The sequence below is a fragment of the Streptomyces sp. NBC_01197 genome (assembly GCF_036010505.1).
Classification (GTDB): Bacteria; Actinomycetota; Actinomycetes; order Streptomycetales; family Streptomycetaceae; genus Streptomyces.
This window is the reverse complement of record NZ_CP108569.1, coordinates 910,684-924,712: the sequence shown is the minus strand read 5'-3', so window position 1 is coordinate 924,712 and position 14,029 is coordinate 910,684. Positions and strand designations below refer to the sequence as shown.

Genomic DNA, 14,029 nt, shown 5'->3' with positions numbered 1-14,029 from the left:
CCGGGTGCGTACCCGGTTCAGGAGACGGTCTCTCCGGTTTCCTCGGTGAAGGTGAAACCGAACTCGGTGGCGCCCACGCGCAGTTGGTGCTGCGGCAGGACACCCGGCCCGCAGGACTGCGAGCCGATGCCGTGCTGGGCATGGTCGAGGTTCACCCAGACCGCCCGGCCGGCCGGGCGCAGGTCCGTGCGGTGCTCAGCCGCGTCGAGCTGCTCGCTCGTCCAGCGGCGTGCCGTGAAGGAGAACTCCGGGTCGCCCGCCACCCGTACGCCCCCGATCGCCGCCCATCTGACGCCGGCCCGGGCGCCGTTCTCCTGCGGGCGGACGTACGGCGTCTGGAGGCCGTCGACCGACGACTCCCACCGGCCGAGCCTCGACGCAGCCCGGGTGTCCGGATACGCCTCGCCGGGGCCGCCGCCGAACCAGACGGCCGAGCCGGCGCCGCCCGGCAGCGCGAAGCGGATGCCGAGCCGGGGGAGCGGCACCGGCCACCGGCCGTCGGGCGTGACGGACACGGTGAGCCGCAGCCGGGTCCCGTCACTGGTCCACCGGTACACGGTCACCAGGCCGGCGTCCCGCGCCGCGGGCGCCACCCTGGTCCGTACCGTCAGCGCGGTGCCGGACAGCTCGACGGCGTCCAGGCGATGCTGCATCCGGTGCAGCCCCAGCTCGCGCCAGAGCTGCCCGTAGCGGGCGCCGGTCACCGGGTCCCTGCCGTTGTCGTTGTCGGTCGGCGCCCGCCAGACGTCCAGCCGCAGCTCCCGCAGAGCGGTGTTCCCGACGGTCCGCAACTCCCCGGTGCGCGCGTCGAAGGCGGCCGGACCGAGGGTGATCAGCTCCCCGGCGCGCTGCGGGCCGCTGCTCTCCGGTACGGCCAGGGCCGTCCGCTGTCTGGGCGTGGCGGGCAGCTGGGCCCAGGCGACCTCGTGCCGGGTGCCGTCGGCGAGCAACGCCCGCACCGTCCACCAGCTCTCGGTGGCCAGCTCCGTGGCGGGCGGGGCGGGAAGCGGTACCTCGGCCCGCTCGCCGGGTGCCAGCGCCGGTACGTCGAGGACGCCCGTACGCACGGCCTCGCCCGCCACCTCGTACGACCACTCGAAGACGAGGTGCGACAGACCGGTGAAGTCGTAGCGGTTGACGATACGGACCGTTCCCGCCGCCGCACCGCCGTCGATACCGACCGGCTCGATGACCTTCTTGTACTCGGCGAGAGCCGGGGACGGGGTCCGGTCCGGGAAGAGCAGCCCGTCGCAGACGAAGTTGGCGTCGTGCAGCTCCTCGCCGAAGTCACCGCCGTACGCGTAGCCGAACTCGGGGTGGGTCAGGCCGTGGTCGATCCACTCCCAGATGAAGCCGCCCTGGTTGCGCTCGTACGCGTCGAAGAGCTGCTGGTACTCGGTGAGGCCACCGGGGCCGTTGCCCATGGCGTGCCCGTACTCGCAGAGGATGAAGGGGAGTTGGCGCCGCTCGGCGGGCCCGCCGCCCTCGCCGCGGCCGATGGCCGCCACCTCGGTGTGCGAGGCGTACATCCGCGAGTACATATCGGTGTCCGCGCACGATTGGTCGCCCTCGTAGTGGATGGGCCGGTCCGGGTCGCGGTCCCGGATCCAGCCGGCCATCGCGGTCAGCCCGCGTCCGGTCCCGCACTCGTTGCCCAGCGACCAGATGACAACCGAGGGGTGGTTCTTGTCGCGCTCCACCATGCGGGCCGCCCGGTCAAGCAGGGCGGGGGTCCAGCGGTCGTCGTCGACCGGATTGCCCCGCCAGTCCTGCTCGGTGAAGCCGTGGGTCTCCAGGTCGCACTCGTCGACGACCCAGAGCCCCAGCTCGTCGCAGATACCCAGGAAGTCGGGGTGGGGCGGGTAGTGGCTGGTGCGAACGGCGTTGATGTTGTGCTGCTTCATCAGCACCACATCCGCCCGCATGGTCTCCAGGTCCAGGGTCCTGCCGGTGTCCGGGTGGAACTCGTGGCGGTTCACCCCGCGGAAGAGGATCCGCCGCCCGTTGACCTTGATGACGCCGTCCTCGACGCGGACCGTGCGGAAGCCGATGCGCAGGGCCACCCGCTCACCGACGGTGGCCAGTTCACCGTCGTACAGCCTCGGGGTCTCCGCCGTCCACGGCTCGACCGGCACCGACACCTCGGCACCGGCGGCCAGTTCGACACCCAGCTCCGGCACGGTCACCCGGCCCGGGACCGTGCTGTCCACCCGCAGGGTCCCCAGGCCGGTGACATGGTCATAGGCGGCGTGCACGAAAAAGTCCTCCGCGGCCCCCTCCGGGCGGTGCAGCAGCGTGACATCGCGGAAGATGCCCGGCAGCCACCACTGGTCCTGGTCCTCCAGATACGACCCGGACGACCACTGGTGGACCCGGACCGCGAGCACGTTGCCGCCGGGCCGCAGCAGCGCGCCCACCGCGAACTCGTGGGGCAGCCTGCTGCCCTTGAACTCCCCCAGCTCCTCGCCGTTCAGCCAGACCCGGGCGCACGACTCGACCCCGTCGAACCGCAGCACGGCGTCACCGGCCGACGGCCACTGCGGCGGCAGGCCGAACGTGTGCAGATGGTCGGCGGTCGGGTTGCCGGTCGGTACGCGCGGCGGGTCGACCGGGAAGGGGTAGAGGTGGTTGGTGTAGATCGGCGCACCGTGCCCCTGGAGGACCCAGTGGCCGGGGACCGCCACCTCGTCCCAGCCGCCGGCGTCGTACCCCGGCGCGGCGAACGAGTCGTCGGCCGCGTCGGCGGTCGGCGAGAGCCGGAAGCGCCACCTTCCGTTCAGCGAAAGGGACATGGCATCGGATGCCGCATACCTGGCACGCGCCGGAAGGGCGCCGCTGCCGGGGGACACGTCTTCGTAGTACGGGGTGCTCATCGGTGCCTGCTCTCCTCGCTCTGGGGTCTCCCGGGCCGGGGCGCGCGACAACGCCCTTATGACGGGCTTGTGTTCGTCGTTCGGGCGTCATCGAGCAGCGGCGCCAGGAAGGCGTTGGTGAACTTGCCCTGCGGGTCGGACTCCCTGGCCAGGCGCCGGAAGTCGGCCAGCTTCGGATAGAGCGCGGGCAGCCGCCCGGCCGGCACGGTGGACAGCTTCCCCCAGTGCGGACGCGCGGCGAACGGCTCCAGCCGCTCTTCGAGCAGCCTGAGCACCGGCAGTACGGCCGCGGTGTCCTTGAGCCAGGTGAAGTGCAGCCCCACCGTGTCATGGCCGTAGGCCGGACTCAGCCACAGGTCGTCGGCGGCCACCGTCCGTACCTCGCAGACCTGGAGCAGCGGTGCGACCACGTCGCGGATCGCGTCGACGGCGTGCAGCGCGGCGAGTCCGTGGCGCCGGTCCACCAGATACTCCGACTGGATCTCCTCGCCCGAACTCGGCGTGAACTCCGCCCGGAAGTGCGGCAGCCGCTCGTGCCACGGCCCGGGCACCCCCTGCTGCTGGGTGCAGTGCACGGGCGGCATACCCGGCACGGGGTGCAGCGGACCCGGCGCCTCGGGGGCCCAGGGGAACTCGGGCTCTTGGTCCGCCACGTACTTGAGCCACACCTGGCCGAAGTGCGGACCGCGCCAGTCGGTGAAGAGACTGACGCTGTACGCCGCCGATGTCACCGCGTCGAAGTGCTCGTCCAGGGCCGACAGGGGCAGCCCGGTGCGGACCCGCTGCGCCAGTTCGAAACCCGGCACCAGGTCCAGGGTGAGCGAGGTGACAGCGCCGAGCGCGCCCAGCGAGACCACGGACCCGGCGAAGCGCTCGCCGCCCCGGTCGCGGCCGATCGTCCGCAACTCGCCGTCAGCGGTGACCAGTTCGAGCTCCCTGACCGCGGTGGCCAGCCCGCCGAGTGCGGCGCCGGACCCATGGGTACCGGTGGCCACGGACCCCGCAACGGAGATGTGCGGCAGGGAGGCCATGTTGGGCAGCGCGAGTCCGTGCGCGTGCACTTCCCTGGCCAGCTCGGCGTACCGTACGCCCGCCGCGACCCGGACCGTGGACGCGGCCCGGTCCACCTCGATCTCCGGAGGCAGCCCGGCCACCGATACCAGGGTGCCGTCGGTGTCCGCGATGGTGTTGAACGAGTGACCGCTGCCCAGCACGCGCACCCGGGCGGAGGCGGCGATGAGCCCGCGGAGCTCGTCGAGGGTGGTGGGCCGGTCGATGCGCTGTGCCGTGAAGGCGATGTTCCCCGCCCAGTTCGTCAACATGTTCGAGATGTTAATCGGCGGTCGGGCAGCACAGCAGGGGTGTTGAGCGGCGCGTTCAGCCGGGGCGGGCCCCGGCGCGCCGCCCCCGTACGCGTCAGTGGTCGCCGGAGGCGGCCTGCGCCGCCTCGATGCCGCCGTGCAGATCGGTCGCGGCGTCCAGCGCCCCGCCCGCCGACAGCGAGAGGCACACCAGCAGCGCCCCGGCGAGGGCACGGGCGGCCCGTCCGTGCCCCCCGTGGTGGGCGGCGCCGGCCGGACTGTGGCCCAGGAGCGCCGCGACCCGGCGCGGGACAGGACCGGCTGTGGCGGCGAGTACGACGCTGGGGCGCGCGGCGGGCGCCCGGTGGGCGGCCAGCGCGGCGCGGCCGATGGTGCGGGCCGCGAGGGAGCGGTCGCCGACGGCCCCGGCCGCCGACTCGTCGGCGCAGCGCTCCAGGGCGTAACCGAGCGGTGCCCGCAGTCCGCGCAGCGCCGGGTGGCAGTGCGCCGCCAGCTCCGCCGCGGCGATGAAGAGGTGGTGGCGGCCCGCGAGGTGCGCGCGCTCATGGGCGAACAGCGCCTCGCGCTCGGCCGGTGCCAGGGCTCGCAGCATCCCGGTGGTGACGACGATCCGGCCGGGGCGGCCGGGCAGCGCGTACGCGTCGGGGGTGGTGTCCCGGACCACGGCCAGTTCGCCGCCGGCCCCGATGTGGCGCCGGGCCGCGCGCAGCTCGGCGCGCTGCCGCAGTACGGTCCGTATCAGCGCGGTGGCGCAGAAGGCGAGCGCGGTACCGGCCGCCACGGCCGCGACGGTGGTGCCCGGCCCGCCACCGCTCACCGGGTGGATCAGCCGGCCGAGGGCGGCGACCGGCGGCAGCCGCAGCAGTCCCGCCACGACGAGCAGCCCCAGCGCCGTGGCCGAGCAGCCGCCGAGCGTGAGCGCCGCAGCCGTCAGCAGCCGGACCGCCTGCCGCGGCGCCAGCAGCTCGGCGAGCCACCGGGCGGCGGGCGCCACGAGCAGGGGCATCAGCAGGGGTACCCACACCGCGTAGATCACTTGCCCTCGCCCTCCAGCAGTTCGCGCAGCAGCCGCTCGTCGTCGGAGCTCAGCCGGGAGACGAAACGGGCGAGTACCGTGGAGCGGTCCTGTTCCTTCTCCAGCTCGGAGTGCATCCGGCGGGCGGTGAGCCCGGGGGAGTCCTCGGTCGGGGTGTAGGCGAAGCCGCGGCCCTCGCGGGACCTGGTGACCCACCCCTTGTCGTGCAGCCGGCTCAGGATCGTCGTCACGGTGGTCCTGGCGAGCCCGCGGCCGAGGGTGCTCTGCACATCGGCGGGGGTCAGCGGCTCCCCGGCCGCCCACAGCGCGGCCAGCACACTCGCCTCAAGCTCGCCGGCCGGGCGCCGTTCCGGGTGCTCCTCGCTCATGGGGTTCTTCCTCCAGGAATGGGCGCTGCTGATCCGGTCGGCGGGCCGGAATGCCGTGGTCGTCCGGGTCTCCGCCGCGAAGACCCGAACACCATTATGAAAGAATGCCTGGCGTCCGGATCCCAGCCCCCCTGACCTGCGGCGTTCTGCGGCCGGCGCTCCGCCTGTCCGGGTCACATGTCGGTCGACCCGGCGGGGCCGCCCATGACCACTTCTCAGGGCCTGGGAATGTCGAAGTACCGGGTGAGTCCCGAGGCCAGACCCACGTCTCCCGCGATCTTGACCTTGCGCAGTATGAAGAGGGTCACCGGGCTCGCGTTGCCGGACACAAGCCTGAGGAAGTCGGCGTCGCCCATGGTGAGCGTGAGACGCGGGTCGGCAGCCGAGCGCCCCTCGGTGACGGTGCACATCCCGTCGCCGATCGTGGTCTCGTACACCACGTCGCTCTCGCCGGTGACCCGCCAGCGGATCACGGCGGCGAGCGAACCGGCGTTCTCCGGGCGGAACTGCCGCTCCACGCGCCCGAATACCTCCGCGAGCACCCGTCGTCGCAGGTCACCGCGGGCGATTTCACCGAGTTCCCTGGTGGAGAGCCCCTTTATGATCTTCGCGAACTCCTGCGGAGATACGGACGCGAAATCCAGCTCCGCGAGCCTCTCGCTGATGCTGTCCGCCACGAGCGCTTCCTTACTACCGAGTAAACTCAGAGGGGTCACGTTATGGCGCGCTGGGCGTACGGGCAAGGCGGGCGGTTCCGGCCGGGTCGGCGACCCGGGGGAGCGGGGGCCTGGAGAAGCACGCGGCCTGGAGGGGGCGCCGGGGTCAGCTGCCGCTCGATTCGAGCCGCATCGCACGCAGGACGATCTCGATGGCGAACCGCCGCTCCGGGTCGGACAGTTGCTCTCCGAAGATGCTCTCCAGGGTGCGCATCCGGTAGCGGACGGTCTGTGCGTGCACGTCCAGGACCTCACCCAGCTGGGCGGCGGTGCCGCGGGTCGCGAGCCAGGCGTGCAGTGTCTCCAGGAGGCGGTCCCTGCGGTTCGCGGTGAGGTGGGAGACAGGGGCCAGTTCACGCCCGGCCAGTTGTTCGAGGAGTGCCCGGTCGGAGAGCAGCCAGAGGGTCACCAGGTGGTCCTCGCAGCGGATCGTCGGCGCGTCCCCGATGATCCCGGTGTCGACGAGATCGAGCACCCGGCGCGCCCAGCGGAGCGAGTCCGCGGCGTTCGCGAGTGGGACTGCGAGACCGATGGTGCGGCGCGCTCCGGGGAGTGCGGCGTCGAGCATGCGCTGTCTTCGCTCGTCGAAAGGACCGGGAACCAGCAGATGGGGCTGCGGCTCCGCCAGATCGACGAGGACATCGTTGTCCAGAAGCGCGGAAGGAATACCCGCGGGTGGCCGCAGGGCGACCAGGGTGACCTGCTCGGGAAGCGTCCAGCAGGTCTGCTCGGCGAGTTCGGCGATGGCGGCGCGGGGCACAGGTGATCCCGCGAGGATCAGATGCAGCAGGCGGCGCCGCTGGGTGTCCAGCTGGTCGCCGCCGGCCGTCCTGACCTCCAGATACCCCTCGCGGGAGAGCGCTTCGAGCTCGTCGACATAGGTGAACAGCGCGTCGGCGAAGGTGAGCATCAGGGTGGGGGAGAGGTTGTAGCGCCGCCCCACCCGCTTCGCCCGCCGCAGCGCGATCCGGGCGCCGAGCCGGTACGCGCCCTGGAGCTGGTCCAGGCTCCTGCCCTCGTACGCCTCGAACCGGCCGAATCTCCGGCACATCTCGTCCCGCAACGCGGACGACGTGGTGGGCTCGGCGACCTGGTCGATGAAGACGGAGATGTTCTGCTCCACGCCGATCCGGATGCCCTGGGCGTAGGGGCCTTCGAGCAGCCGTGCGTACTCGGGGTAGGCGCGGGTGACCTCAAGCCCGATTTCCTTGATCAGACCGGGTAGTTCGGGCCGCATGACGGCCGCGAACTCCTGCGGAAGCGGTCCCAGTGGCTCTCCGACATCCGAGGGTTGTACAACTCCCGGCATTTCTCGACCCCTTGCTCTCCGGCGCCCGGTGGGGGTGGCCGACGGGAGAGCGCTCCCGGAGACCTTCAGGTGCGTACCAATTTGGGTTGCCGAACATAGCCGAAGCCGGGGGAGGGTGACACAGCCGTGACAGGGCCTGAGGCCGGAGGGGAGTGTATCCAGCCAACCGGTGGCGCGAGTTCCGGTCGCCGGACGCGGCGGCCGGTCAATTCCTCTCCGGTTTCGGCGCGTTCCTTTGTCATTTCCTGACAAGAAAAAGCGCGGTCCGGAACGCGTGCTGTGCCACGGGGAGTTGGCCGGGCCGTGACCGGCCAACGGCCACCGGAGTACACGGCGGGCCGTAAGGAATTACTCACTTTCGGCTAATGCGGACCTGTTCACCTACTCGCCGGACAACAGGAAACCGACCCCGGAGAATCCGTGCCCGGATTTCTTCGCACGGGCCATTGCGGACTCAGGTTACTCAATCGTAGCGTCATCGCCGCACGGTCGGGACAAGCGGTCGCCCGGGACGAAACCGCCGTCCGGCCAAGTGAACCTCGTGGGGGCTCCGTTCCGCTCGGGACGGAACTCCGGGAATCTGATCAAGACGCCACGAAGGGAAATCACACCATGCACAAGATTGCCGCAAGAGCCGCAGTCGTGACCGCCGCCATCGGCGCGGCCGTCGGGCTGGCCGCGACATCGGCCTCGGCCACCGCCACGTCCTCATGGACGGTCACCCACTCCGGCGCCTACACCGCGCACGCCGTCAACCCCTCACTGGCGGTGCCCGCGGCGACTCTGAACTGCGCGTCGTCCGACGTGACCGCGGGCTCGCTCCAGGCGACGAGCACCAACGGCGTCGGGATCGGCACCATCGGCACCATCAAGTTCACCAGCTGCAGCGTGGCCGGCATCACCTTCAACGTCACGATGAAGGCCACCCCGTGGAAGATCAACGCGGTCAGTATGAACTCCACCCACCCGAACTGGGTCAACGGCACCGTCAGCGCCATCTCGGCGCACATCTCGGGCGTCGGCTGCGCGGCCGACTTCACCGGCACGGTCAACGGCCACTACGACAACACGGCCCACGCCCTGGTGATCGACGGCACCGGCAACGGCCTGGTCGCGTCCGGCGCGAGCTGCCTCGGACTCATCAACAACGGTGACGTGGCGAGCTTCAACGCCTCGTACGCGGTGAGCACCCTGCCGGTGATCAGCACGCCGTAACGCCGGTGGGCGCAGCGGTACGGGCCGGAGGCGGCAGGACCGCCTCCGGCCCGGATTTCACGTTTCGGGACCGAACCATATGAGGCGCCGTACGAGGCGGAGGGCAGGGCCGGCATGAATCCCAGGACACGTGTGCAGGGCGGCGGACGGCCGGTGCGGCTGGCCTCCGCCGCGGCGGCCGCGCTCGTCGCCGGACTGCTGGCCGGCAACGGCTCGGCAGCCGGCGAGGGCGGCACCCCGGCCACGCTCTCGTACGACTGCGGTCTGCCTTCCGGCTCCGGCCACGCCACCGTCGAGGTGGCGATGGACCTGCCGGCATCCGCCGAAGTCGGCAAACCGGTGCGGCCGGGGCCGGTGAAGGTCACGGTGGGGCTGGCGCGCCAGGATCTGGCGGCGCTGCTGCCGAAGGACGCCGAAGCGGTGCTGAGCACCGCGTCACTCGCCGTCAAGGTGAGCCAGAACGATCAGTCGGCCACAGCGATGTGGTCGGATCTCGCCGCGCCCAGTACACCGGTCCCGGCGGAGGGCGATGTACGGCTCGTCCACTCGGGCCCGGTGCCCACCGTCACGGTGGGCGGCACGGGTGATGTAACCCTGGCCGCAGGTGAGTTGAAGCTCGGGCTGGTGACCGCGACGCCCGCCACCGGACAGCAGGGCGCCCCGGGGCCGGTTCCGCTGGTCTGCGAGCCGGCCGCCGGCCAGGACCTGCGGCTGGGGACCGTTCCGGTGCCGGGGGCCGGGAGCGCCGGACCCTCCACGGCGCCGGGCAGCCCGGCGCCCAGCACTCCGGCCGACAGGAAGGGACGGAAGGAGGCGGGCAGCGGCGTCACGGTGCAGCCCAGGTCCGCCCCGGCCCCGGTGGGCAAGTGCCCGACCGTGCTGCCGAAGGGCAAGGTCGACATCAGCGACGCGCCCGTGGCGCCGCCGGGTGCCACACCCGGGGAGTACGAGCTGCCCGGGAGCCCGGGCTGCGCGTACGCACTCGGGGTGGCCAACGTCAGCAAGCTCAACGGCGCGATGATCATCAATGACCCGAAGCACAAGCCGGTGACGATCAGTGTGCTGGCTGTCGTCCACTCATCGGTGCGGTCCAGCGTCCAGCCGGGCGGCCTCTATCTGCGGCTCGACTCGCTGGCGGACCTGCGGCTCCCCGACGCCGAATCGACGTTTCTGACGTTCGGATTCCAGCCGGTCACGGCGAAGGTGCATTTCGAGACAGGGCCGGTCACCATCTCGACCGGGAATGTCGGCACGAGTGTGTTCTCGGTGATCTCGTTCAAACAGTCCCTGCGTCTGTACGACGTGAAGGTGAACGGCACTCCTCTCGATGTCGGAAGTGCCTGCCGGACCGCCACACCGTACAAGGTGGTTCTCAACGGCGGTGCCAAATACACCAATGTCTTCTACGGCGGCACACTCGACGGCACGATAGACATTCCGAAGTTCTCCGGGTGCGGTGCGAACGGTGAGGACTTGGACCCGCTTTTCACCGCGTCCCTGTCCGGGCCCGGGAACAGTATTGAGATGAACCAGGGGACGACGTGCATTCCTGACTCGCCCAACAACCTCTGCCCGCCCGATATGCCGGAACTTCCGGGCTCCGGGGCCGCCAAGCCGTGATTGACGCGCCGTCGCGCCGGCCGCCCGCCACGAATGGCTGGTTCGGCACCGCACCGGGTCTGCGCCGGGCCGCGTCACCGGGCCCGGCAGGCCGATGGGGCCGCCCCCGCAGCCGGGGGCGGCCCCATCGGGCAGTGGTGGGACCGTCAGGGGCGGACGGCCGAGTGCCAGGCGTCCGAGAGCGCCTTGCCCTCGCCGGGGGCGACGCTCGCCGGGTCGTTGAGGGTGGCCACATAGGTCGACGCGCTGTTCAGGGTCACGCTGTTCCTGCCCGCCGGGGACGGCAGTGCCGTCTTCAGGTTCACCGCCCAGTTCAGCAGGGACAGCCCGCAGCCGCTGGCGCCGGGAACCGCGTACGACGAGTCGCCCTGGTTCGCGCCGACGAGGTTGATCCGGCCCAGGGCGCCGTCCGGGTCGGCGGTGCCGTCGGCGTCGAACGCCTCGGTTCCGGGGGCCGGGACGGTGAGGTTCTGCGGGCGCAGCAGGATGGGGTCCGACGAGGTGCCGATGTAGCACTTGTCACCGAGGAAGGGGTTCTGCAGATGGATCCGGACCGGCAGCGTCACGATCGGCTTCCCCGTGGTGGCCCCGGCCAGCAGTGCGAAGCCGCTCGGGTTGTTCACCGATTCGATGGTGGCGGTGACCCTGTTGAGGCTGTTGTCGGTGATCTGTTTGCAGATGCCGCTGACCACGGGGACGTTGCTCGGACACATCAGGCCGAGCAAGCCGCCCGGAAGCTGCGCGGAGTCGGCCACCAGGGCGCCCCCGGCGGGGGAGACCAGCGTCGAGGATCCGTCGGGGTGGGTGATCACGCCGAGCTGCAGATCGCTCGCCCCGGTGGGTACGACGGAGTTGCCGAGCTTGATGGAGCCGTTCGCCGAGTGCGAGGAGACGCAGAGCGCGGTGTCGTTCTGCCCGTCGGCGGCGAGCATCGCCGGAGCGTCCACGGGGCACCGGGAGAACGGCGCCCAGCTGCCGTTGAGGCTGACGGGACCACTGGCGGCGGTAGCCGTGCCCACGGACACGAACGCGGTGAGGGCGGTGGAGCCGGCGAGCAGCCCCAGACGCAAGCGGGTGGAAACGGATCTCATGTCTTCCCCTTTTTCGGCAGCCGGCCGTAAGGCGGTGCCGTACTCGGACCTGATGGGTCTGCGGCGCGCCGGAACAGGTGAATTCACCGAGCCGTGAGGTTACTGGCGGGAAACACCGCTGCACAATCCCGCTGTTTGATGAACTTCGACGGCCCGGTTCTTCTTGTGCCGGAATGAGTAAGGGGAAGCCACCTCTTGTCAGTTGCTGCTTACCGGTGCGGTGGCCCACCGGTAAGCCTGTGTCCCCGCACACCCCACCCGGCGGCCGGCGGAATTTATCACTTCTGGATGAGTTTCCGCACCGCGTTGCTCATTCACCGCAAAGAAGAGGGCGGCAGCGCGACGGCGGGACGAAACTTGGGGAACTGGTATTGCGGCCCCAGGTTACCCGGCCGTAACGTCGCTCTCCGCGAACGACTCGGCCGGTTGAGGCGGGGCGTGCGTCCCCCACCTGCGTCCCTGCTGTGAGTGAGCACTTTTCAACAAGGTTTCCGTTCGGGCTTGTCGCCCTATGACAAGTAGTCCAATTTCTTAAGGAGTTACCTGTTCAAGGGCTTGTACCGGCGGCGCCGGTGAACTTAACGTGCGCCTCTCGGCGCACTTCTGTCACTTCGTGAGTGCACGCAGGAGGTGAGATGGGAATCGAAGTAGTTGTTGAAGGGCTCACGAAGTCTTTCGGCAAGCAGAGAATCTGGCAGGACGTGACACTCACACTCCCGGCCGGTGAGGTCAGTGTGATGCTCGGCCCTTCCGGCACCGGGAAGACCGTGTTTCTCAAGTCTCTGATCGGGCTGCTGAAACCCGAACGGGGCAGTGTGCTCATCAACGGCGTCGACATGGTGAACAGCCCCGAGCGCGACGTCTACGAGACCCGCAAGCTCTTCGGCCTGATGTTCCAGGACGGTGCGCTCTTCGGATCGATGACCCTCTTCGACAACGTGGCCTTTCCGCTCCGGGAGCACACCAGGAAGAAGGAGTCCGAGATCCGCCGCATCGTCATGGAGCGGATGGACATGGTGGGCCTCCTGGGCGCGGAGGAGAAACTGCCCGGTGAGATATCCGGCGGAATGCGCAAGCGTGCCGGTCTCGCGCGCGCCCTCGTACTCGACCCCCAGATCATCCTCATCGACGAACCGGACTCCGGACTCGACCCGGTCCGTACCTCGTACATCTCCCAGCTGCTCATCGACCTGAACGCGCAGTTCGACGCGACGATGCTGATCGTCACCCACAATCTCGACATCGCGGCCACCGTGCCCGACAACATGGGGATGCTCTTCCTGCGCAACCTGGTCACGTTCGGGCCCCGCGAGCTGCTTCTCACCAGTGAGGAGCCGGTGGTCGCGCAGTTCCTGAGCGGCCGGCGCGAAGGGCCGATCGGGATGTCCGAGGAGAAGGACGCGGCGACCCTCGCGGCCGAGCAGCGCAGCGCGGCCGGCTCCCGCCCGCGGGCGCCCCGGCCCATCGTCCCGCAGCTCGAACCGTCCGCAGGACTGCCCGAGCGCCAGGCGGTACTGCGGCGCAGGGAGCGAGTGCTGGGCATGCTGGCGGAGCTGCCCGAAGCGGCGCGCACCGCCATCCTCAGGAGTTATACGGCCCCGGCCTCCGGCGGTGGCCGGCGATGACCGCACAGGTGCCGGTCCGGCCGTCCGGGCCGTCCGCGGACGGCGCCGGTGGCAAGGCCGCCGGGTACCGGCAGCCCCGCCCGCCGCTTCGGGTGCTCGCGCCACTGCGCGAGACCGGGAAGCTCTTCGCACTCGGGGCAGCCGTGACCGGGGCCGTCTTCCGAAGGCCCTTCCAGGTACGGGAGTTCATCGAGCAGTTCTGGTTCATCGCGAGCGTCACCATCCTGCCCGCCGCCCTGGTCTCGATCCCCTTCGGCGCGGTCATCGCCCTCCAGGTCGGCTCGCTCACCCAGCAGCTGGGCGCCCAGTCCTTCACCGGCGGAGCGAGCGTGCTCGCCGTCATCCAGCAGGCCAGCCCGCTGATCGTCGCGCTGCTGATCGCGGGCGCCGGCGGTTCGGCGATCTGCGCCGACCTCGGCTCCCGGAAGATTCGCGAGGAGCTGGACGCGATGGAGGTCATGGGCGTCTCACCCGTCCAGCGCCTCGTCGTCCCCCGGGTACTCGCCACCATGTTCGTGGCGGTCCTGCTGAACGGGCTGGTCTCGGTCGTCGGCACACTCGGCGGCTACTTCTTCAACGTGATCCTGCAGCACGGCACACCCGGCGCCTACCTCTCCAGTTTCTCCGCGCTCGCCCAGCTGCCCGACCTCTACGTCAGCGAGGTCAAAGCGCTGATCTTCGGGTTCCTCGCCGGGATCGTCGCCGCCTACCGAGGCCTGAACCCCAGGGGCGGCCCCAAGGGCGTCGGCGACGCGGTCAACCAGTCCGTCGTCATCACCTTCATGCTGCTGTTCTTCGTGAACATGGTCCTTACGGCGGTCTATCTCCAGATCGTCCCCGCGAAGGGGAGCTGA

At 70.5% G+C, this 14,029-nt stretch carries 11 protein-coding genes; 4 read left to right on the top strand and 7 right to left on the bottom strand.

Annotation, left to right across the window (positions count from 1 at the left end; genetic code table 11):
• Nucleotides 1–17: 17 nt before the first annotated feature.
• The 6 genes from OG452_RS04130 to OG452_RS04105 form a co-directional block, all read right to left on the bottom strand.
• The gene (locus tag OG452_RS04130; protein ID WP_327294237.1) at nucleotides 18–2,873 is read right to left on the bottom strand and encodes a glycoside hydrolase family 2 TIM barrel-domain containing protein; all 2,856 of its coding nucleotides are present in this window, start codon (nucleotides 2,871–2,873) and stop codon (nucleotides 18–20) included.
• A gap of 56 nt (nucleotides 2,874–2,929) precedes the next feature.
• Nucleotides 2,930–4,204, bottom strand: coding sequence for an FAD-binding protein (locus tag OG452_RS04125; RefSeq protein ID WP_442810147.1), 1,275 nt, complete (start codon nucleotides 4,202–4,204; stop codon nucleotides 2,930–2,932).
• An 85-nt stretch (nucleotides 4,205–4,289) separates the two neighbouring features.
• A complete protein-coding gene (locus OG452_RS04120; protein ID WP_327294235.1) occupies nucleotides 4,290–5,231 on the bottom strand; it encodes a M56 family metallopeptidase in 942 nt (313 codons plus the stop codon).
• Nucleotides 5,228–5,599 carry a BlaI/MecI/CopY family transcriptional regulator gene (locus tag OG452_RS04115; protein WP_327294234.1) on the bottom strand — a complete coding sequence of 124 codons (372 nt, stop codon included), beginning with the start codon at nucleotides 5,597–5,599 and terminating at the stop codon, nucleotides 5,228–5,230. Before OG452_RS04115 ends, OG452_RS04120 begins: the two co-directional genes overlap by 4 nt.
• A 215-nt stretch (nucleotides 5,600–5,814) precedes the next feature.
• The gene (locus OG452_RS04110) at nucleotides 5,815–6,276 is read right to left on the bottom strand and encodes an SCP2 sterol-binding domain-containing protein (protein WP_327294233.1); all 462 of its coding nucleotides are present in this window, start codon (nucleotides 6,274–6,276) and stop codon (nucleotides 5,815–5,817) included.
• A gap of 145 nt (nucleotides 6,277–6,421) precedes the next feature.
• Complete coding sequence (locus OG452_RS04105; protein WP_327294232.1) at nucleotides 6,422–7,624, bottom strand: helix-turn-helix domain-containing protein; 1,203 nt, start codon at nucleotides 7,622–7,624, stop codon at nucleotides 6,422–6,424.
• A 612-nt stretch (nucleotides 7,625–8,236) separates the two neighbouring features.
• Here OG452_RS04105 and OG452_RS04100 point away from each other — a divergent pair.
• Nucleotides 8,237–8,839: a hypothetical protein gene (locus OG452_RS04100; protein WP_327294231.1), complete on the top strand. Its 603-nt coding sequence runs from the start codon at nucleotides 8,237–8,239 to the stop codon at nucleotides 8,837–8,839.
• 114 nt (nucleotides 8,840–8,953) lie between these two features.
• Nucleotides 8,954–10,459: a DUF6801 domain-containing protein gene (locus tag OG452_RS04095; protein WP_327294230.1), complete on the top strand. Its 1,506-nt coding sequence runs from the start codon at nucleotides 8,954–8,956 to the stop codon at nucleotides 10,457–10,459.
• Nucleotides 10,460–10,605: 146 nt separating this feature from the next.
• On the opposite strand, the gene OG452_RS04090 is transcribed toward OG452_RS04095, so the two are convergent.
• Complete coding sequence (locus tag OG452_RS04090) at nucleotides 10,606–11,550, bottom strand: hypothetical protein (RefSeq protein WP_327294229.1); 945 nt, start codon at nucleotides 11,548–11,550, stop codon at nucleotides 10,606–10,608.
• 635 nt (nucleotides 11,551–12,185) lie between these two features.
• Here OG452_RS04090 and OG452_RS04085 point away from each other — a divergent pair.
• Both OG452_RS04085 and OG452_RS04080 read left to right on the top strand, forming a co-directional pair.
• Nucleotides 12,186–13,175, top strand: a complete 990-nt coding sequence (locus OG452_RS04085; RefSeq protein WP_327294228.1) for an ABC transporter ATP-binding protein — start codon at nucleotides 12,186–12,188, stop codon at nucleotides 13,173–13,175.
• Nucleotides 13,172–14,029 (top strand): MlaE family ABC transporter permease, encoded by an 858-nt coding sequence (locus OG452_RS04080; protein ID WP_327294227.1) that lies wholly within the window; start codon nucleotides 13,172–13,174, stop codon nucleotides 14,027–14,029. Before OG452_RS04085 ends, OG452_RS04080 begins: the two co-directional genes overlap by 4 nt.